21 protein-coding genes are annotated in these 19512 nt (G+C 65.8%); 10 read left to right on the plus strand and 11 right to left on the minus strand.

What is annotated here, in order from left to right; genetic code table 11:
• Positions 1 to 2: 2 nt before the first annotated feature.
• Positions 3 to 566, minus strand: coding sequence for a prolyl hydroxylase family protein (locus tag KEG38_RS39045; RefSeq protein WP_272425536.1), 564 nt, complete (start codon positions 564 to 566; stop codon positions 3 to 5).
• An 89-nt stretch (positions 567 to 655) separates the two neighbouring features.
• Here KEG38_RS39045 and KEG38_RS39050 point away from each other — a divergent pair, with 89 nt between their 5' ends.
• Positions 656 to 1267, plus strand: a complete 612-nt coding sequence (locus KEG38_RS39050) for an SRPBCC family protein (RefSeq protein WP_272425537.1) — start codon at positions 656 to 658, stop codon at positions 1265 to 1267.
• Here KEG38_RS39050 and KEG38_RS39055 read toward each other — a convergent pair.
• The 5 genes from KEG38_RS39055 to KEG38_RS39075 all read right to left on the minus strand — a co-directional run bounded on the left by KEG38_RS39055 (position 1234) and on the right by KEG38_RS39075 (position 4396).
• Positions 1234 to 1677, minus strand: coding sequence for an arsenate reductase ArsC (locus tag KEG38_RS39055; RefSeq protein ID WP_272425538.1), 444 nt, complete (start codon positions 1675 to 1677; stop codon positions 1234 to 1236). The genes KEG38_RS39050 and KEG38_RS39055 overlap by 34 nt on opposite strands.
• A complete protein-coding gene (gene arsB / locus KEG38_RS39060; protein WP_272425539.1) occupies positions 1674 to 2804 on the minus strand; it encodes an ACR3 family arsenite efflux transporter in 1131 nt (376 codons plus the stop codon). Before arsB ends, KEG38_RS39055 begins: the two co-directional genes overlap by 4 nt.
• Positions 2805 to 2846: 42 nt before the next feature.
• The gene (locus KEG38_RS39065; RefSeq protein ID WP_272425540.1) at positions 2847 to 3344 is read right to left on the minus strand and encodes an ArsI/CadI family heavy metal resistance metalloenzyme; all 498 of its coding nucleotides are present in this window, start codon (positions 3342 to 3344) and stop codon (positions 2847 to 2849) included.
• A gap of 57 nt (positions 3345 to 3401) precedes the next feature.
• The gene (locus KEG38_RS39070; RefSeq protein ID WP_272425541.1) at positions 3402 to 3719 is read right to left on the minus strand and encodes an ArsR/SmtB family transcription factor; all 318 of its coding nucleotides are present in this window, start codon (positions 3717 to 3719) and stop codon (positions 3402 to 3404) included.
• 80 nt (positions 3720 to 3799) lie between these two features.
• The gene (locus tag KEG38_RS39075) at positions 3800 to 4396 is read right to left on the minus strand and encodes a DUF4384 domain-containing protein (RefSeq protein ID WP_272425542.1); all 597 of its coding nucleotides are present in this window, start codon (positions 4394 to 4396) and stop codon (positions 3800 to 3802) included.
• Positions 4397 to 4456: 60 nt separating this feature from the next.
• Between KEG38_RS39075 and KEG38_RS39080 the strand changes: the two genes are divergently transcribed.
• The 4 genes from KEG38_RS39080 (at position 4457) to KEG38_RS39095 (ending at position 7222) form a co-directional block, all read left to right on the plus strand.
• Complete coding sequence (locus KEG38_RS39080; RefSeq protein WP_272425543.1) at positions 4457 to 5242, plus strand: protein-L-isoaspartate(D-aspartate) O-methyltransferase; 786 nt, start codon at positions 4457 to 4459, stop codon at positions 5240 to 5242.
• Positions 5243 to 5287: 45 nt separating this feature from the next.
• Positions 5288 to 5518, plus strand: coding sequence for a hypothetical protein (locus KEG38_RS39085; RefSeq protein ID WP_272425544.1), 231 nt, complete (start codon positions 5288 to 5290; stop codon positions 5516 to 5518).
• Positions 5505 to 6095, plus strand: coding sequence for an alpha-ketoglutarate-dependent dioxygenase AlkB family protein (locus tag KEG38_RS39090; RefSeq protein ID WP_272425545.1), 591 nt, complete (start codon positions 5505 to 5507; stop codon positions 6093 to 6095). The genes KEG38_RS39085 and KEG38_RS39090 overlap by 14 nt, the downstream gene beginning before the upstream one ends.
• A gap of 122 nt (positions 6096 to 6217) precedes the next feature.
• Positions 6218 to 7222, plus strand: a complete 1005-nt coding sequence (locus KEG38_RS39095) for a peptidase associated/transthyretin-like domain-containing protein (protein ID WP_272425546.1) — start codon at positions 6218 to 6220, stop codon at positions 7220 to 7222.
• A 143-nt stretch (positions 7223 to 7365) separates the two neighbouring features.
• On the opposite strand, the gene KEG38_RS39100 is transcribed toward KEG38_RS39095, so the two are convergent.
• The 4 genes from KEG38_RS39100 to KEG38_RS39115 all read right to left on the minus strand — a co-directional run bounded on the left by KEG38_RS39100 (position 7366) and on the right by KEG38_RS39115 (position 11296).
• On the minus strand, positions 7366 to 8070 hold the full coding sequence (locus KEG38_RS39100) for a DUF6968 family protein (protein WP_272425547.1): 705 nt from the start codon (positions 8068 to 8070) through the stop codon (positions 7366 to 7368).
• Between the two features lie 798 nt (positions 8071 to 8868).
• A complete protein-coding gene (locus KEG38_RS39105; RefSeq protein WP_272425548.1) occupies positions 8869 to 9573 on the minus strand; it encodes a hypothetical protein in 705 nt (234 codons plus the stop codon).
• A 296-nt stretch (positions 9574 to 9869) separates the two neighbouring features.
• Complete coding sequence (locus KEG38_RS39110; protein WP_272425549.1) at positions 9870 to 10511, minus strand: hypothetical protein; 642 nt, start codon at positions 10509 to 10511, stop codon at positions 9870 to 9872.
• A gap of 113 nt (positions 10512 to 10624) precedes the next feature.
• Positions 10625 to 11296: a hypothetical protein gene (locus KEG38_RS39115; protein WP_272425550.1), complete on the minus strand. Its 672-nt coding sequence runs from the start codon at positions 11294 to 11296 to the stop codon at positions 10625 to 10627.
• 207 nt (positions 11297 to 11503) lie between these two features.
• Between KEG38_RS39115 and KEG38_RS39120 the strand changes: the two genes are divergently transcribed.
• Positions 11504 to 12328: a hypothetical protein gene (locus tag KEG38_RS39120; RefSeq protein ID WP_272425551.1), complete on the plus strand. Its 825-nt coding sequence runs from the start codon at positions 11504 to 11506 to the stop codon at positions 12326 to 12328.
• Between the two features lie 105 nt (positions 12329 to 12433).
• On the opposite strand, the gene KEG38_RS39125 is transcribed toward KEG38_RS39120, so the two are convergent.
• The gene (locus KEG38_RS39125) at positions 12434 to 13669 is read right to left on the minus strand and encodes a hypothetical protein (protein WP_272425552.1); all 1236 of its coding nucleotides are present in this window, start codon (positions 13667 to 13669) and stop codon (positions 12434 to 12436) included.
• Positions 13670 to 14094: 425 nt separating this feature from the next.
• Between KEG38_RS39125 and KEG38_RS39130 the strand changes: the two genes are divergently transcribed.
• From KEG38_RS39130 to KEG38_RS39145, 4 genes are read left to right on the plus strand one after another with little or no spacing between them, the layout of a single operon-like run.
• Positions 14095 to 15039 (plus strand): MBL fold metallo-hydrolase, encoded by a 945-nt coding sequence (locus tag KEG38_RS39130; protein WP_272425553.1) that lies wholly within the window; start codon positions 14095 to 14097, stop codon positions 15037 to 15039.
• Between the two features lie 49 nt (positions 15040 to 15088).
• Positions 15089 to 17071, plus strand: coding sequence for an alpha/beta hydrolase family protein (locus KEG38_RS39135; RefSeq protein WP_272425554.1), 1983 nt, complete (start codon positions 15089 to 15091; stop codon positions 17069 to 17071).
• 33 nt (positions 17072 to 17104) lie between these two features.
• Positions 17105 to 18571 (plus strand): HAD-IG family 5'-nucleotidase, encoded by a 1467-nt coding sequence (locus tag KEG38_RS39140; protein ID WP_272425555.1) that lies wholly within the window; start codon positions 17105 to 17107, stop codon positions 18569 to 18571.
• Between the two features lie 34 nt (positions 18572 to 18605).
• Positions 18606 to 19511, plus strand: coding sequence for a PAS domain-containing protein (locus tag KEG38_RS39145; protein ID WP_272425556.1), 906 nt, complete (start codon positions 18606 to 18608; stop codon positions 19509 to 19511).
• Position 19512: the final 1 nt, after the last annotated feature.

Genomic DNA, 19512 nt, shown 5'->3' on the forward strand with positions numbered 1-19512 from the left:
CCTCAGACCGGACTGTAAAGGATGTCCGTGCGCAGGACGAACTTCTCGCCCCGCGCGACCTCGGTCGCGATATGCAGAATCCGGTGCTGGAACATCAATGCGCGCCCTCGCCGCGGGCTGATGCGCCGCTCGAGCTCCGGAAAATCGGTCTCGCCGCCCTCGAAGTCGTCGTTCAGGTAAAAGACCAGCGTGACCAGGCTGCGCACGCCGCCGTCGAGGTGCACCACCGTGTCCCAGTGCGCCCCGTGTTGCTCGCCGGACCCGTATCGATACAGACGGATGCGCGGGTTGCCGCCCGCGAGCTTCATGCCCATGAGCAGCTTCGGCACGTGCGACCCGACCCGCGCGACGAGACCGTCTGCCTCGGCCGCGTCGTCCCACATCACGCGCGTGTTGTTCCGGACCGCGAGATCGACCTCCGGCTCGCCGTCCTCGCCCACGATCGGCGCGATCTCCTGCTGGCCCGCGCGGATGCGCTCGATGTACGCGTCGCAGTCGGCGGGCGAGAGCGCGTCGTCCACGGTCCAGACGAGGGGCTGCGTCAAATCGAGGTGACCGGCGTACATGGCGGGGGGGAGTATACGCGCGCGCTGGGCCGAAGGGGCGCTCGTCGTCGGGGCTTGCGTCCGGACCGACGCGACACCACCGTGTGGGCATGGCGCGCCGCTTCCTCGCCCTCTTCGCGGTCCTCGGCGCCCTCGTCCTCGCGTGGCCGGGCCAAGCGCACGCCGGCGCCCTCACCGCGGACGAGAAAACCCGCCTCGCGCGGGGAGAGGTCGTCAAGCGGACCTTCGACGTCGAGCTGCCCGAGGGTGATTTCATCGGCGGCCTCGGGTACGTGCTCATCGCGGCGCCGCCCGCCGACGTCATGGCCGTGCTGCTCGACCCGGGCTCGTACCGGTATATTTTCCCGCTCACGCAGGAAGCGCGCCTCGTCAGCCGGAAGGGCGACGATTTTTTCCTGACGTTCCGTCAAGGCGGCGCCAAGGTCTCGGGCGAATACACCGTCCGCGCGCGTCGGGAAACCCCTTCGCTCGTCCGGTTCTGGATGGACCCGACGCGGCCCCACGACATCGGGGATTGCTGGGGTTTTTTCCGGGTCGACCCCGCCGACGACGGAAAAACCCTGCTCACCTACGGCGCGTTGCTCCACCTCGAATTCGGCGTGATCAAGCTCCTCTTCGAGGAGAAGATCCGCTCGTACGCCTTGCAGACGCCGGAGCTTTTGCGGCGCTACGTGGAGGATCGGCGGGGGCCTTTGCCCTGACGCTCCGCGAGCCCCTCCAGACGCGCCTGGATCTCCCCGCGGGCCGCGCGAAAGCGCGCGAGCATCTGCTCGCGTGACAGCGTCGGGTCGGTGCTCGCGGGATCGGGGATCGGCCAGTGGAGCCGCTCGATCTTGCCCAGGATCACAGGGCAAACTTCCTCGGCGCAGAGCGTGACGACGAGGTCGACCGACGCAGGGTCGATCGTGTCCACCGACTTCGACACGTGCGTCGTCAGATCGATCCCGATTTCCCGCATCACCTCGATGGCGAAGGGATGGACGCGGGACGGGCTGCTGCCAGCGCTCTCGACCCGCACGTGCTCTCCGAACAGCTTCCGCGAAAGACCTTCCGCCATCTGGCTGCGGGCCGAGTTCGCGACGCAGAGAAAGAGAATGCTCTTGGGCATCATGCGTGGACCTCCGATTCCGCGGCGGGCGCTCTGCAGGGCGCCGGTGCGACATCGACGCCGCCGGGGAAGAACCGCTTGCCGAGCCGGAGCGCGACGTTGACGAGCCCGATCAGGACGGGCACCTCGACGAGCGGTCCAATGACGGCCGCGAACGCGGATCCGCTATGGATGCCGAACGTCGCGATGGCGACGGCGATGGCGAGCTCGAAGTTGTTCGACGACGCCGTGAAAGAGAGCGTGGTGGCCTGCTTGTAGTCCGCGCCGACGCGCTTGCTCAGGAAGAACGAGACGAAGAACATCACGACGAAGTAGACCAGGAGCGGCACCGCAATCCGGAGCACGTCGAGCGGGAGCTCTACGATGGTCTCGCCCTTCAGGGAGAACATCACCACGATGGTAAAGAGCAGCGCGACGAGCGTGATCGGCCCGATGCGCGGGACGAAGCGCTCTTGATACCAGTTCGCTCCCCTGGAGGACACGAGCCATCGGCGCGTGAGAAACCCGGCCGCGAACGGGATTCCCAGGTAGATGGCGACGCTCTTCGCGATCTCGATGATCGTGATGTTCACGACCGCGCCCTCGAGCCCGAGCCAGGAGGGCAGGAGCGTCGCGAAGAAATACGCGTACACCGAGAAGAACAGCACCTGGAAGATCGAGTTGAAGGCAACGAGCCCCGCGCAATACTCGGTATCCCCCTTCGCGAGGTCGTTCCAGACGATGACCATCGCGATGCACCGCGCGAGCCCGATGAGGATGAGCCCGAGCATGTACTCGGGTTTGTCACGCAGGAACAGCACGGCGAGGCCAAACATCAGCGCCGGGCCGATGATCCAGTTCTGCACGAGCGACAGCGCGAGCACACGCTTGTTGCGAAAGACCTTCCCGAGCTCCTCGTAGCGGACCTTCGCGAGCGGGGGGTACATCATCACGACGAGCCCGATGGCGATCGGGATCGAGGTCGTGCCCACGCTCAGGCGATTCAAAAGCGCCGTGAAACCGGGCGCCGCGAAGCCGAGGGCCACGCCGAGCCCCATGGCGAGGAAGATCCACAACGTCAGGTAACGATCGAGGAACGATAACTTGCGGGCGATGCCGTCCATGGGTTTCCAGCGCTGGAGAGGGGGCACGGCGGCGGCGTGTGATCGGTCGCCGCCGTGGTGTTTTTTCGATCACTCCGCCGTCTTCGGACCGCAGCACGACGAGGCCTGTGGCTTGACCTCCGGCTTTCGTGAGAGGCCGACGGGCGTGCAGCACGCGCTCTCGTCCTTTTTCAGCGCCGGAGAATCCCCCATGACGGCCGCGTCCGCCTTCACGACGAACACCTCCCAGGAGTTCCCGTCCGGATCCTCGACCCATACCTTGTCCTGCACCGCATAACAGCAGGACGTATCTTCCTCCGTCATCGTCGTGAGCCCCGCGGCCTCGAAGCGGGCTTTCGCCTCGAGGACGTCGTCCGTCGTCGCGACCTGGACCCCGAAATGACTGGCATTGACGCCCGTGCGAGGCGCCTCCTGCATCGTCAGGTTGAGCGAGGGAACCTCGAGGTCGAATTTCGCATATCCGGGGCGCCGCTTCGTCGCCGCGACGCCGAACGCCTTTTCGTAGAACGCGACGGATTGCTCGATGTTCGCGACGTTCAGGGACACGTGAGGCTTGAGGACGTTCATGCGGAGTCTCCTTTCTTCCAAAAAACTCGAACCAAGGCGCAAAAAAGGGGCTGCCTTTCAGCAGCAGCCGCCCTGTCCGCCTTTGCCACGCTTGCAGCAGTCCTCCCAGAGGTATTCGGTGAGGACGCGCAGCGCCGCGTAATCGGCCGCGTAGTAGTGGAACGTGCCTTCGAGGCGGGTCGTGAACAGGCCCGCCTCGACGAGCCGCTTCAGGTGGTGGCTCAGGGTCGACGGGGGCAGATCGACATGCGCCTGGATCTCCCCAGCAGACACCCCCTCGTCCCCCCCCTGCACGACGAAGCGCAGGATCTGAAGGCGAACGGGATGGCCGAGCGCGCTGAGCTGCTGGGCGTGACGATCCAGCTTCGAGGTCACGGGCCTACTTCTAACATCCTCGAAGTAGGCCCGCAAGGAGCTTCTTCCGGAAAAGTGGAAGTTGTCCCCTGACAACCGGCTCAGTCGATGCCGAGGATGGTCACGTCCGTGATCGGCGCGGACGAAGCGATCGTGCGGATCTTGCCTTTCTTCGTGGTCACGATCCAGCCCGAGCCGCCGGGGATGCGCATCTTCGTGCCCGGACGCATGCGGCGCGCCCCGCCCTTCGGCGGATAAAGGATCTCCACGGACCGATCCTCCGCGGCGATCTGCACGACGTACACGTACGCGAGCCGATCGAGCTCCCCCTCGATGGCCACCTTCGTGCCCGCCTCGACGTCGAACTCGTTCATGGCCTCGTCACGCATCTCGCTGAGGAGCGCGTAGCCCCACGCCAGGCGCCGGAACGGTCGCCCCGTCAGGCTCGGCGGCGGCTCGTCGATGAAGTCCACCGGCGCCACGGCCGCGGCCCTCACCGCCGCCTTCGCCCTCGCCTCGACCTTCGCCGTCGCGCTGCCCTTCGTCGCCCTCGCCGAGGCCTTCGCCGCCTTTCCCGCGCCCTTCACAGGCGCCTTTGCCGCGCTCTTCGTCGCCTTCTTTGCCGCGCCCTTGACCCCGCCCTGCGTCTTCCCCTTGGTCTTCATCGTGCCGCCCTTCGCGCTGCTCCTGGTCACCATCGCCGCCGCATTCTATGGCGGAGCGCCAAAAAACCCTAGCGCGACGAACATCCCTCCTGCGTGAGCGAGACCGCCCCGGGGCAAGGGGGTGGCAGGGCTGGTTCCGGCGTGCTCTTCTTGACGCTCGACACGAAAGGGGCTCGGCACGACGATTGCGTCGAGCACGTCCGCGCCATGGACCCGATGGAGCAAGCGCGCCACCGCATGGTGGACGAACAACTCGCACGCCGCGACATCCAGGATGCGCGGGTGCTCGATGCGATGCGTCGCGTCCCACGGCACGCCTTCGTGCCCGCCGGGCGCGAGCACGAGGCGTATCTCGACAGACCGCTGCCGATAGCCGCTCAGCAGACGATCTCGCAGCCGTACATCGTCGCGCTCACCGCGCAAGCTCTGCGGATCGGGCCGGACACGCGGGTCCTCGAGATCGGCGCGGGCTCGGGGTACGCGGCGGCGGTGCTCGCCGAGCTCGCGCGTGAGGTCGTCACCGTCGAGCGCCACCCGCTCCTCGCCGCCGAGGCCGCCGCGCGGCTCACATCGCTACGTTACGGAAACATCCGGGTGGTCACTGGAGATGGCACCCGCGGTTATCCCGAGCGCGCACCTTATGACGCCATCGCGGTGACGGCGAGCGGGCCGCGCGTGCCGAAGGCGCTTTTGGACCAGCTCGCGCCAGGCGGCCGCATGGTGATTCCGATCGGGCCGGACGAACACCAGCAAGAGCTCGTCCTCGTCACGCGGAGCCCGGAAGACGGTCGGTTCTCGGAGCATAGGCTCGGCGCGGTGCGGTTCGTCCCGCTCGTCGGCGAGGACGGCTGGGCCTGCGCGGACGGCGCTTGGGATTGATTCGATCCCGTACCATTTTGCCCTCCGCCCTGATACGATGAGCGCATGGCGCATCCGTACCGCACGAGGCCCACGGTGCCCCCTGACGGCTCGCCTGAGGATGGGCGGCTCTCCGGTCCGACGCTCGCGTTTGGTTTGTTCTGCGTCATCTCGGGCCTCGCGCTCGCGGGCTCGTCGCGCCCGGGCGCGCTCTTGCTCGCGGGCAGCGCCGGGACGATCGCGCTCGCGGCGCGCAAGGGTCCACGCGGAGGGGCGTACCCCCGTGACAAGGATTGAGCTCCAGCACGGAGGATTCCTTCTCTTCCACGACCCGTTTCTCACGCCGGACGAGGCCCGCGGCTCGTTCAGCGCGCTGCTTGCGGAGGTCCCGTTCCGGCAGGAGACGATCCGGCTCTTCGGCAAGTCGATCCTGCAGCCCCGCCTTTCGGCCTGGCACGGCGATCCGGGCGCGTCGTACACGTATTCGGGTCTGTCGCTCACGCCGAACCCCTGGACGCCCGCGCTCGCCTCGCTCCGCGCGCGGGTCGAGGCGGCGGCCGGCTGCACGTTCAACAGCGTGCTCGTGAACCATTACCGAGACGGCGACGATTCGATGGGCAAACACGCCGACGACGAGCCCGAGCTCGGCGAAAACCCGGTGATCGCGTCGCTGTCGCTCGGGGCGAAGAGGAGGTTCGTCCTGGAGCCGAAGAAGAAGGGCGGGGAGAAGGTGACGCTGGAGCTCGGCGAGGGGAATTTGCTGGTGATGGCCGGGACGACGCAGCACCATTACCGGCACGGGGTGCCGAAGCAGGCGGGGCGCGGGGCGCGGATGAACCTCACGTTTCGGCGGATCCTGCCCGCGAGGATCTGAAAGCGCTCCTCCTTCTCGGTTGGTCCGGGACGAACCAGTGGTTTGCCCGCGAACACGTAGGGTTCGTCCGCGGAGAGGGTTCGTCTTGACCGGCCAATGCTTCAGGGTGTAGGCTCACTCCCATGAAGTACCTACACCTCGCAAGCACGGTTCTCCTCGCGGTATCGGTCTCGTCGGCGGCTCTGGCGGATCCTTCTTCGAAGCCTCCCGGTCACGAGGCCGAGTCCATCAAGATCCCGTACACGTCGTACACGTCCGCTCGATCTCTCGCGATGTTCCCGCCAACGTCGCAGAAGCACCTGCGGGAAGCTCAGAGGCTCGAAAAGGAAGGGAAGATGCAGGAGGCGCTCGATGAGTACCAGACCGCCTACGACTATCAGCCCCTCTCGGACGTTCAAGCGGAGCTGGGGTTTGCACAGGCTCGAATGGGGCTCTTCTTGCCGGCAGCTCGGAACCTGGGCGAGGTCCTGATGTTCGCCCACGTGCAAGACAGGACCGTGCATACTGACGAGGAGGTGCGCGCCGCCTTTAGGGCCGTAAAGGCTCGGGTCGGGACGATTTTCCCGCGCGTCAACATCCCCGGCGCTCGCATCACCGTGGATGGCGAGCAAGTGAGGGATTGGCCCTACTCCGAGGTCATTTACGTCGAACCCGGAAAGCACCACATCAAAGCGATTGCGGACGATTACTATTTTTATGAAACGAGCGTGGAGGTCAAGGCGGGAGAGGAGAAGACACTCAGTATCGCGATGCAGCGGCGGATCCAAAGTCACTACGTCGCGTTCCCAGCGACCCCCATGAACGTATCGATCCACGCAAACATATCGACAGCGTCGAAGGCCGACCCGCCCACGTGGCCCAAGGGCCTCATGGTTGCGAGCGGCATTGGGATGGGGTTCGGTGTCGGTGCCGCTGGGATTGGTTTTGGTCTTGCCTCGAAAGGGGACGCATCCGCGAATACCTGGTATGCCGTAGGCGCTGTGGGATGCGGACTTGTGGGGCTCTCCCTGACGGGCTTAATCATCGGGCTCGCCAACCGGCCCGAGCCGCCTCCCCCGAACGTCATCATCACGCCGCAGTTCGCCAAGGGCGCGGGCGGCGTCCAGTTCACCGGCACGCTGCCCTGAGTGCTCGATGGGCGAGTCCCGGACGGGCATCTCGACGGCAAAGTCCTCGGCCCGGGACGACGCAGCACCATGATCGGCACGGGGTGCCGAAGCAGGCGGGGCGCGGGGCGAGGATGAATTTGACGTTTCGGCGGATTCTCGACTCACGCCATTGAAAAATCGGGCATGTCGAGGTCCTTGCTCGGCTCCATCCCGTAGGATCGGCCCACCTTGTAGGGCAAGAACGTGGGCCCCAAGAACGCATCCGACAGCGGCGCTTCCCAGCCTTCCGGGACCATGGCTTCGTAGGTCGCGCGCGCCAGGGCGAAGCCGTCCAGAAGTGCCTCGATGAAGTCCTCGCCCGTGCCATGACGAACAGGCTCGTCGAGGGGCGAACCAAGGACGAACGCGCATTTCCACGTTCCGTCGTCGGCTCGAAAGGGCTTGTAAACCGTGAGGCCGAGCTCTCGCGCGCGACCCGTCTCATCGGGGCAACCGAGGGTGCTGACGGCGAGAGGTTCGAGCCCCCCGGGATTCTCCTCGGGCGGGGGGATGCTGGGGGGCTGGTAGGCCGCAGGCTTCTCGGCGAATCGTGGCAGACCCGCGTGGACCATCCCTCGCCAGCTCGACCGTTCCTCCGTGGGATGTTCGATGTAGCTGCGGGCGACCGTGAGGCAACTCAGGAGCGCCTGGATGGCGTCGACGCCCCTCACGTGGATGTTCCTCTGGTTGGGCGGCGGGCTGAACTGGAATCCGCATTCCCAGTCGGCCTGGTCCGTCTTGCGTGGGGCAAAGACCGTGAGGGTGACGTCCTTCACGGCGCCGCTATCGCTGCGGTACTGGAGCACGCGTGTGGCGAGAACGGCCATGTTGTCCTCAATCCGCATAGGGAATCTTCCCGTACAGAAAAAGCGCCCCGAGCCCCAAGACGAGCTTCGCCATGATCTTCTTCGTTAACCGAAATACGTCGGGACGTCTGTTATCTCGAAACGGTGACAAACGTCTCATTTCTTGCTCCCCAGCTCCGCCGAGCCGCCCGGCGGTCGCTCGCCGGCCACCGCGGGCTCGCGGGAGCCTCCGGGCGGTCGACTCACGGTGCGTCTCCGCCGTTGGTTGCATTCCACTCCCTCTCCGCCTTCAAAGGCATCTCTTGGGTCATCTCCGCGAGTGCGCGCATGCTTTCTCCGAGCGAGTCCCGGACGGGCATCTCGACGGCAAAATCCTTGGCCTGGGACGACGCAGCACCATTTTGGGGATGATGCCGCCTCGCTCTCGAAGCGAGCACCTCGTCGGTTGGTCCTGTCTCGACCGGCCCGACGAAAGGCCTACGAAGGCCCACGGCGGATTTGGCTGGCTCCCTCTCAATCTGTAGCGCCCGTCGCCCCGAGCTTGGCAGCGAGTTCGCTCAACGTTGGTCCCGCGAGGGGCGCATAGTCTACGCCTCGAGGAAGGAGATCCGGGTACTCCCGATAGATCGGGTCCGTGAGCCTGTCCTGTATCTCCGAAAGTACATGCCCGACGCCGCGGCGCACGACCCTGTCTTCTTGTTTGCCGCAATTCGTATGCGCGATCTGAACCACTTCGCTTAGCAAGGCGATACAGGTCTCCATTCGGGCAATGATCTGCTTGGCCGTATCTCGGTCCATGCCTTTGGCTCCTGTCTGAGATCAAGAATCCCGAGGGCAACCTTGCCTTTCGAGACAATCATTTTTGCACTTCTGGAACTTCCATCCAAAGTCGGGTGTGGGCAGCGTGGTGTCGCTGCAATATTCGATGCATTCTTGCTTTACCTTCTTGCAGCGCTTCTTCTCGCGCTCCTCGTCGGTTGTATCCCGTGTAGACGTGGGAATCTCGCTCACGACGTGCACGGTGACGGCCACGGGGATGGTGACCCCGCCGGCGACAAGCACGATCGGGACCAGGTTCACGACGGCGCCGGCCACCACGGCCGCAGGGTGCCCCATGGGATCGCGTCCCTCCGGGGATACCCTCCCGCCGGAGATCGGCCCCGAGGGTCGCAGCGTCGCGATGACCCCGGGCAACGACATGCCATGGAGCGCATCCACCATGCACGAGATGATCTCCCGGTCGTTGATCAACGACTCCCGGATCTTGGCCTTGTCCACCTGACCGTCCGCCGTCACGTCGACATCGAACACGATGGCGTAGTGCGTATCCGTCAGGCGAGCGGCGCCATGCTCAGCGCAGTCCCTGAGCTGCGCGACGGTCGCCGCAGGGACCGACGGGCCGTCGGCCGAGGCGTGAAGGCTGGGCCGCGGGTTCCCCATGGGGCCGCTCCCACAGCCGACTTGCGTGAAGACGAGGCCCAGGCCGAGAGCGAGCGCCAAGGATGCCGCAAGCTTCGTTGTCATCAAGTCCCCCGTTTGACAGCATACGCGCCTTGCACCCATGCGACCAGAGCGGCGCGGGCTCCCGCGAGCCTCCCGTCGGTCACCTACCGACCTCCGAAGGTTGGCTTCATCTCAAATGGGGTCACCCACCGACCTCCTCCCGGCTCCCGCGAGCCTCTCGGCGGTCACCTCCCGACCTCCGAAGGTTGGCTTCATCTCAATGGGGGTCGCCTACCGACCGCTCCGCGGCTCGGCCGAGCCGTCCGGAGGTCGCACGACGACCGCCGCGGGCTCGCGGGAGCCTCCGGGCGGTCGACTCACGTTGCGTCCGTGCCAGCTCCGCCGCCGTGGGTTGCTTTCCACTCCCTCTCCCTCTTCGACGGCATCCCTCGGGTCATTTCCGCGAGCGCGCGCATGCTTTCTCCGAGCGAGTCCCGGACGGGCATCTCGACGGCAAAGTCCTCCGCCCCCGCCTCTGCGACGCGCCGCCATTTCTCATCGACCGGCTGCCCCACGTTCTCCGAAAGCTCGACCAGCGTGGGCAAGTAATATGGAATGGCCGATGCGTATCTCGGATCCTGATGGCTGAATGCCTCCTCGAAGGTCTCCAGGGCTTCCCGATGCCTTCCGAGCGCTTGCAAGTTGAGCGCCTTTGCGCTGCCGTTGGACCATCGATCCGTGACGTTCTCGAACCCCAATCGCGCCACGGCTTCGCAGGCTTGCAGCGCTTCCTCGTACCTGCCCGCTTCGTAGAGGATGAACTCGCGCTCCGACGCGACGCTTCGGGCCAGCCAACCATCGTGATCACGATGACGGTTTTCTTGCTCGAACGCATCCAGGCATGCGAGCGCTTCGTCGTATCGCTCGTCGTTCATGAATTTATTGATGTCGAGGCATTTGTATTCAAATGCCTCTTGCACCTCCAGCCGGTCGAAGCAGGTAGCACACACGCGGAGCATGCGTCCTGCATCCGCGTACGAATGTGTCGCCTCCCGCTTTCGGCAGGACCAGCAAAGCTGACAATTTTCGTGGGAAGATTGCATGACGCCTCACTCCGAATACTGCATGGGACTCAATTCGGGCGATACCCAGGACGCGGACACTTGTAGTCGGGCCACTCCCCCTTCTTCTTGCACTCCGAATAACAAAAATTGCAGTGCTTATGACTAGCAAAATCCTCCTGATTCCAGTCCGGTTGCGGCCGGTATGACAGGCACCTCTCAAGTTCGGTTGCACACATCTGCTCCACCGCACGCCGCCGACGGGCCGCCTCGATCGCCTCGCCCACCTCCTCGACCACCTCCTCCGCGACATGCGCCGTGACGGCCACGAGGATGGTCACCCCCCCGGCGATGAGCACGATCGGGATCAGGTTCACGGCGGCGCCGGCCGCCGCGGCCGCGGCCGCGGGGTGGCCCATGGGAGCCCGTCCCTCCGGGGAGACGCTGTCGCCGTAGACCGGCCCCGAGGAACGCAGGGAGGCGACGACCCCAGGCAACGACATGCCGTGGAGCGCATCCTCCATGCACGACACGATCTCCCGATCGCCGATCATCGACTCCCGGACCGTGGCCTTGTCGACCTGACCGTCCGCCGTCACGTCGACGTCGAACATAATGGCGTAGTGCGTGTCCCTCAGGCGAGCTGCGCCATGCTCGGCGCAGTCCTCGAGCTGTGCGACAGTCGCAGCAGGGACCGACGGGCCATCGTGCGAACCGTGAAAGCTGGGCCGCGGGTTTCCCATGGGGCTGCTCCCACAGCCGAGCGGCGTGAAGACAAAGCCCAAGCCGAGGGCGAGCCCCAAGGATGCCGTAAGCCCCGTTGCCGTCGAGCTCATGTTTGGCAGTGTACAGACTTGTCACCAGCCCACAAGAGGGGCGTGGGCTCGCCACGTGGGGTCGCTTTCTTGCCCCGTTTACCATCCGCCCGTCCTCATGGTAGCGTCCCGCCCATGAGCCCTCCCCAAAAGAAGAAACCCCCGGTCGACCACGACGCCGCCAAGGCCGCATTCGAAAAACTCCTCCCACGCTTCGAACAGATCCCCAGAGACAGCCTCCAATCACCGAATACCAGCGTCGACGCCGCGGCCATCGTCGCGCTCGGCATTGCCCGCGAGCTCACCGCGCCGGAGGCGCGCGCCCGATTCGAGCTCCTGCCCAAGGAGCTCTTCGACATCGCCGCCTTGGACGACCTCGAAGCCGCTGCCCTCGCGGCCTGGTATGCGGCCACCTCGCTCCTCTCCGCCCATGCCCAGGGCACCGAGGCCAAGCTCCCCGTCGCGCTCGTGGACGACGCCACCACGCTCAAGACGCGTATGCTCAAGGTCGGCGATTACCATTTCGACCCTGCCACGCCCACCGGCCGCGAGATCGCCGATATTCGCGTCGGCACGGGATACCGCGACCTCGCCCAGGACCTCGCCCGGCTCGCCAGGATCTACCGCGCCGAAAAGAAGCAGCTCGAAAACGACAAGGTCCACTACACCGCCGACGACGCCGCGCGCGCGGACGAGCTGTCCCACCGGATCCTGGAGGAGCTTTCGGCCTCCCGCAGCACGGAGCAAGCGCTCTGGGCCGAGCGGGTCCAGCGCGCCTTTGCGCTGCTCCTCGGCCTTTATGGAGAGGTGACGACCACGGCCGCGTGGATCCGACGGAAGGAAGGCGGCGCGGCGCCGTATCCGTCGCTCGTCACGGCCGGGCGTGCGGCCCGAAAGGCGAGGAGCGAGGGCGCAGCCGAGGAGCCGCCGCCGGGCGGTGGCGACCCCACGAACGGCTGACGCATTCGCCGAAGAGCAACCCGGCCCCGAAACATCCATCTCGCATCGCTCAGGCGCACATCCCGCCCGACGGATTCGGCGTGGTTGACGAGTGCGACTCCGGGCTCACAGGTCTTCATGCCCGGAAAAGTCATAGACGTAGACATCGCCGTCGATCCTGATCTGGTTGAACGGAGACAACTCGCTGATATCCACGTTCTTCCGGCGCATGCGGCCCATATGGTCCTCGAAGTTCTTCCTGGCTACGGGACAGGGATCATACAGGATGACCATCCCTCGCGACTTGTCGATGACGCGATACATTTCCTCGGCAGTAGCGGCCGTAATGGGGGCCCCCATCACAGTGATGTATTTCACGCTGTCATTGAACACTAGAAAGCGCGGCCGGTCATAGTCCTCGATGGGCAGCAGCCGCGGGATGTTCTCGCCCCGGGCGGGGCCATTGGAAATTGTCTTGTTGAACCAGTTGATGTTGTAAGCCTCGTCGAAGCCCGTCACGAGGCCACTCGTAACAATGCGCCCCTCTCCCCAGACGTCCAGGACGTCGATCCACCTGGGGACACACGTGCTCTTGTTGTACAGGTCCAGCCCGGGTTTGCAGGTCAGGGTATGATCCTGACGGCAATGGCCCCATCTGCACGTGACGGGACCTGCCTCCAAGCACGGCCCTTGTCCGAGGCTACCACAGGAGCGCTCGGAGACGAAATCCACTCCGGTCATCTTTTCGTACCAGCAGAACCCATGGCCGCCGGACGCGCCGAGATCTCCGCCGCATTGACGTGAGAACCCAAGAGGTGGCGCCTCGCTCAGCATCGCGGGGTCGTACGTCTTGTTGTCCCAGGTGAGCTTCTTCCATGGTTGATTTTGAGTATGCTTGAGCCCCACGACGGTCCACCGAGGCAGGAGCTTTTGGAGATTGCTCCAGTCGGAGAAGTCCTTCCCGGTCGACTCGTACCAGTAGTACCCCTGACCTGCCGGCGCCTCCAGATCGCCGCCGAACTCCCTGGTGAACCCTGCAGGCGCCTCGCGGTCCCTGTACGGATTTTTGCCGAACACAGTGACTGCGCTGGGATTCATGTGCGCCGAGTGCGTGAGTCCGAAGACGACACCCGGAGGCAGTTTGAAACCGCTAGGCTGGTCGCTCGGCCTGTCCCTGAAAGAATACCAGGAATATCCTTCTCCCGAGCGCGCACCTCGATCGCCCCCAAAGAGGGACGACACGTTCTCTTTGGGTCCGCCGAAAATATTCACTTGCGTTACCGAATGCCGCAGCGCGAAGACGATCGAAGGAGTGTAATCCTCCGGCCGCGCCGCAAGGCAATAGCCAGATACGAGCAGCACGCTCAGCGGAAGGAGCGTCAACAGGAGTCGCGACGAGCGGGAAACAGACGAGCACCATCTCATGGCCCACCTCCAACCTGGCGCGGGCCGCTGTCGAGCGCACAACGACAGGGCAGAGACCCTGCGCCGATGGAAGCGTCATTCGAACCAGCGCACACGTCAACTGCCAGCGGCGGCTCCCCTCGGGGAAGTATCGAAAAAGCAATCGCAGCGCCTGGACAGGCCTGCAACCGCGCAAAGCAGCTCCGGCGCGCTTCGAGCGATCGGTCTTGGCCCCCTGTGCGGCGGCGGTGGCGAGCCCGGCTTTCCATATTCACCTCCTGCATGGGTGACATCGCTCACGCCAATACATTCCGCGTTTGACAGTCGTGCGCCCACCCCTTAGCTTCGCGTTGCTTTCATCCTTCGCAAGGAGCGAATTCACCATGAAGCAGGGTCTTTGGCTCGCGCTCGGCCTCGGCGCGGCGCTCGCGGTCGTGGCTTGCGGCGACGATACGAACAATAACAACAATTCGACGTCTTCCTCTTCGTCGGGCTCGGGCGGCAGCGGCGGCGCCGGCGGCAGCGGCGGCGCCGGCGGCGGCTCGGAGATCGAGGTGCAGACGCACATCTCGCCCGATGGATTCGGCGTCGATTCGCACCTCATCGTGGGCCCGACCGAGGTCGTCCTCGTCGATGGTCAGTTCTTCACCGCGGAGGCAGAGAAGGTCGTCGAGCTCGTCAAGGGCACGAACAAGAAGCTCAAGGCCGTCTTCCTCACGCACGCCCACCCCGACCATTACCTCGGGATGGAGGTCATTCGCTCCGCGTTCCCGGACGCGAAGTTCGTGACGACGGCCGCGGTCCTCGCCGATTACGACGCGAAAAAGGACGGCACGCTCGCGTTCGCCCAGCAGAACTTCCCCGGCCAGGTGCCCGACAAGGTCGTGACGTTCACCGCGCTCGCGGAGACCACGATCACCGTCGACGGGCATACGCTCGACGTCGTCGAGATCGGCGACGCGGGCGAGAGCGTGGAAGCCGCGGGGCTCGCGCTGAACGAGCAGAAGGCCTTTTTCGCGGGCGATCTCATCTACAACAAGGAGCACCTCTGGCTCGCCGAGTGCAACTTCGACGGCTGGATCAAGAACCTCGACGCCCTCGCCACGAAGGGCTTCACGACGTTCTATCCGGGCCACGGCGAGAAGGCCACGGCCACGGTGATCGACGAGGACAAGAAGTACCTGAACGACGCAAAGCCCATCCTCGAAGCCGCGGCGACCGCCGACGAGGCCGTGGCGCAGCTCGAGGCGGCTTACCCCACCTGGGGCGGCGAGGGCCTGCTCTCGTTCGGCATCACGAATTACTTCATGGCCTGCAAGATGCCCTGAAGCGATCAAGGATCTAGAGGCGCGGCGCATCTCTCGGTATGCTGCCTGCGTGCGCCGCGCTCTTGCCTTCCCCCTTCCCCTCGCCGCCCTGCTCCTCGCCGCCTGCAGCGACCCCGCGGAGCTGCCCGTGCCGCCGGAAACCGGCGTCGTCGCGCTCTACGGCAAGGCCGCCGAGACCGCCCTCTCGCCCTATCCGTCCGATCGATACACGACGGCCGACACGGCCGCGGCCACGGGCCGGCGCGTGCACATCGGGCCCGAGACAGCGGCCGATCCGCTGATCACGAGCTACCAGGGCACGATCGATCTGCTGAACGAAATGGACGGCTTCTCCACGATGGGCGGCGTCGTGGTGAATTTCAGCGGCCCCATCGACGCGCGTTCGCTCGTGCTCGCGCCGTACGCGGAGCCGCCGCTCGTCGGGCCCATCCTCGACGCGGAAGAATACAAAAAACCCGGCGCGCCGCTCTACCTCGTCGACGTGGACCCGGACTCGCCCGAGCACGGAACACCCGTGGGGCTGATTCCCCGCTGGTTCCCGCAGCCCGACGACGGGTTTTACCCGGACGATTTCACCTTGGTCGCAGAGCCCGCCGTGCCGCTCCGGCCCGGGACGCGGTACCTGTTCGTCGCGACGAACGTGCTTCGCGGGGACGACGGCGCCCCCGTGCGGCGATCGCCGGACATGCAGGCACTTCTCGAAGGCGGCGCCGAGGGCGAATACGGCGACGAGGTGCGCAAGGCGATCGCCGACGTCGAGCCGAGCGGCATTTTCCGCGCCGACGACATCGTGCTCGCCACGGCCTTCACCACGGCCACGGTGCGCGCTGGAATCGAGGCGATGGGCGTCGCCGCGCGAAAAGCGCCGCCGCCCGCGCTGCTCACGCCGTTCGAGGTCGAGACGCCGGCCGAGCCGGGTGGGCGCGTGCGATTCCGCGGCGTGTACGAGGCGCCCGAGTACCGCGGCGAGACGGGGAAATGGTCGTTCGAGGGAGGGACGCCGGTCGCCAACAAAAAGGTCGGGCTCGACGTGTTCCTGGCGTTCTCGAAGGCCGAGGTGAGCGGGAAAAGGCCGGTGGTGATTTACGGGCACGGGCTCGGCGGCGACAAGGACGGCACGTGGGGCACGGCCCAGAGGCTCGCGGCGATTCACCCGAACGGCGCGGCCGTCTTCGGGATCGACGCGCCCGAGCACGGCTCGCGCGCGAAAAAGCCGGACCAGAATGCCCTGCTCGCCGCGTTCGGATTCTTCGGCGTCGACAGCGCGACGGGCGACTTCGACATCGGCAAGGCGCGAGACAACTTCCGGCAAATGGCCTCGGATCAGCTCGAGCTCGTGCGGCTCATCGATACGCTCGGATCCCTCGACCTCTTGCCCGCAGGCGCCCCGGACGGCGAGCCCGACCTCGATACCTCGCGTATCCTCTACATCGGCCATTCGTTCGGGTCCGTGCAGGGGCCGACGATCCTCGCGCTCGCGCCCGAGATCCGGCAAGCCGTCTGGAACGTGGGCGGCGACGGACTCATGATGCTGCTCCGCGACTCCGGCACGTTCGGCCTGCTCGTCGACGCGATGCGTCCACCCAAGACGCCGGACGGCGCGCTCGCCCGGTTCTTCGCCGTGACGCAGGCGATCGTAGACCCGGGCGATCCGATCAACTACGCTCGGTTCGCGTCGGGCGAACGTCTGCCCGGCGCACCCGAATCAAAGCCGCGCGACGTGCTCTTGCAGGTGGTCATGAACGACACCATCGTCCCGAACTCGACCAGCGAAGCGCTCGCACGCGCGTCGGGCATGACGCTCATGAATGCCATCCGCCCGGTGAGCGGAATCGAAGCCGCGGAGGGGCCGCTTTCGGGCAACGGCGAAACGGGCTCGACGCTGGTGATGTCGCAGTTCGACCGGATCGAGGGGACGAAGCTCGCCGTGCACGGCGAGCTCATCTTCTCGCCGGAGGGACAGGCGCAGTACGTGGAGTTTTTCCAGACGGGGCTCGCCGAGCCGTACGCGACGGCGAAACCGCCCTATTGAACACGAATTGCAGGGCCGAGGAGAGTTCGAGGAATGTCGCATTTCGACGGTCTGCCGGGCAAGCCGCTGCGCGAGCGGGGCATCTTTTGCAACCGGACCATGAACATGCGGTCGATCAAGGCGATCGGCTACGACATGGACTACACGCTCATCCATTACCAGGTGAGCGAGTGGGAGCGCCTGGCGTACGAGCACCTCCGGACGCGATTGCTCGCGCGCGGCTATCCGGTCGAGGATCTGCGCTTCGACCCGGAGCTCGTGATCCGCGGGCTCATCATCGACACCGAGCTCGGCAACCTGCTCAAGGTGAACCGCTTCGGGTACGTAAAACGTGCGATGCACGGGACGTCGATGCTCGATTTCGAGCCGATGCGCGCGGCATACGCGCGGACGATCATCGACCTCGCCGAGCCACGGTTCGTCTTTCTGAACACGCTCTTCTCGCTCTCCGAGGCGTGCATGTACGCGCAGCTCGTCGACCTCGCGGACGCCGGAAGGATGCCGGGGACGGGCTACGAGCAGCTGTACCGGCTCGTGAAGAGCGGCCTCGACGAGGCGCACATGGAGGGCCGCCTGAAGGCCGAGATCATCGCGGATCCGGATCGATTCGTTGTGCTCGACCCGGAGGCGCCGCTCGCGCTGCTCGACCAGCAGCGGGCGGGCAAGAAGCTTTTGCTCATCACGAACTCGGAGTGGGGATACACGGACGCGATGATGCGTTATGCATTCGAGCGTTTCCTGCCGAACGGAATGCGGTGGCGTGATCTCTTCGACGTGGTGATCGTGCAGGCGCGGAAGCCCGATTTCTTCATGCAGAAATCGCCGCTCTTCGAGGTCGTGAGCGAGGACGGGCTGCTCCGGCCCTGGATCGGGCCGCTCAAAGAGGGCGGATCGTACCTCGGCGGTGACGCGACGCAGGTGGAGCGTTCTCTCGGGATCTCGGGCGACGAGATCCTTTACGTGGGCGACCACATCTGGGGCGACGTCCGGGTGTCGAAGAGCGTCCTGCGCTGGCGAACGGCGCTCATCCTGTGGGAGCTCGAAGAAGAGGTGCGGGCGGCGTACGCGTCGCGCGTGGACGAGGCGCGGCTCGGCGCCCTGATGGAGGAAAAAGAGGCGCTCGAACTCGCCTCCTGCCAGCTCCGGCTCCTTGCACAGCGGCACAAGGAAGGGTATGGTTTGCCCGAGGACGCGCCGTCGTGCGACGAGGTCCTCGCGCGGCTTGGCGCCATCAAAGTAGCGCTGGCCGGGCTCGACGATCGAATCGCCCCACTCGCCAAGGCCGCCGCTGAAGTGTCAAACCCGCGCTGGGGCCTGCTCCTGCGCACGGGCAACGACAAGAGCCACCTGGCGCGGCAGATCGAGCGTTCGGCGGATATCTACACGTCGCGCGTGTCGAATTTCCTACGCTACACCCCGTATTCGTACTTCCGTTCCCGCCGCGGAAGCCTGCCGCACGATCCCTCCGGAGAAGCGCCGAGCCCGAATCCAGGGCCTTGACCGGTTCGTCCCTTGGCGGGACAGTGTCCGGGACATGACCCAGAAAAACGACTCCCCGAGCGAGCTCGCGAGCGAGCTCGCCCGAGCCAAACAACGCATCGCGGAGCTCGAAGCCCAGCTCGCGGCCGAGGAAGCGGAGCGCGCGAAGCAATCCCCCTGGATTTACGACGCGCTGTCGAGCGCGGGGATCGGCGTGTGGACCTGGGACATCCCGCGCGACGTCATCACGTGGACCGACACCGTCCTCGCGATCTACGGCCTGACGCGCGAGACGTTCGGGAGCAACATGACCGATTTCATGGCGCGCGTGCATCCGGACGACCAGCATGTCGTCCAGGCGGCCGTGGCGCGCGTGTTCACGGAGAGGGAGCCTTCGTATCGCGTCGAGCACCGCGTCGTCCGTCCCGACGGGGAGCTGCGCTGGGTGCGGGGCACCGGGTACGCCTATCACGACGCGAACGGCAAGCCCTACCGCCTCGCAGGCGTGACCGAGGACATCACGGAACGGATCCGCGAGCAGGACGAGCGCTGTGCGATGCAGCAGCAGGTTATCGACGCGCAACGCGAGTCACTACGTCAGCTCGGGGCGCCGATCATCCCGCTCACGAGAAACGCGCTCGCCATGCCGCTCGTCGGGACGCTGACGGCCGAACGGGCGACGCTCGTCACCGAGACCTTGCTCCAGGCCGTGACGGAGCGCGCCGCGGAGCACGTGATTCTCGACGTGACGGGCGTGCCGTCGGTCGACAACGAGGTCGCTGACGGGCTATTGCGCGTGGCCCAAGCCGTGCGGCTGCTCGGCGCGGAGGTGGCGCTCACGGGCATGCAGCCGGCCGTGGCGCAGGCGCTCGTGGAGCTCGGCGTGGACATGAGCACGTTCGTGACGAAGGCGGATTTGCAATCGGGAATCCGCTGGGCGTCGAAGCGCGCGCAGCGCTAGC

It is taken from the genome of Polyangium jinanense, assembly GCF_028435265.1.
GTDB lineage: Bacteria > Myxococcota_A > Polyangia > Polyangiales > Polyangiaceae > Polyangium > Polyangium jinanense.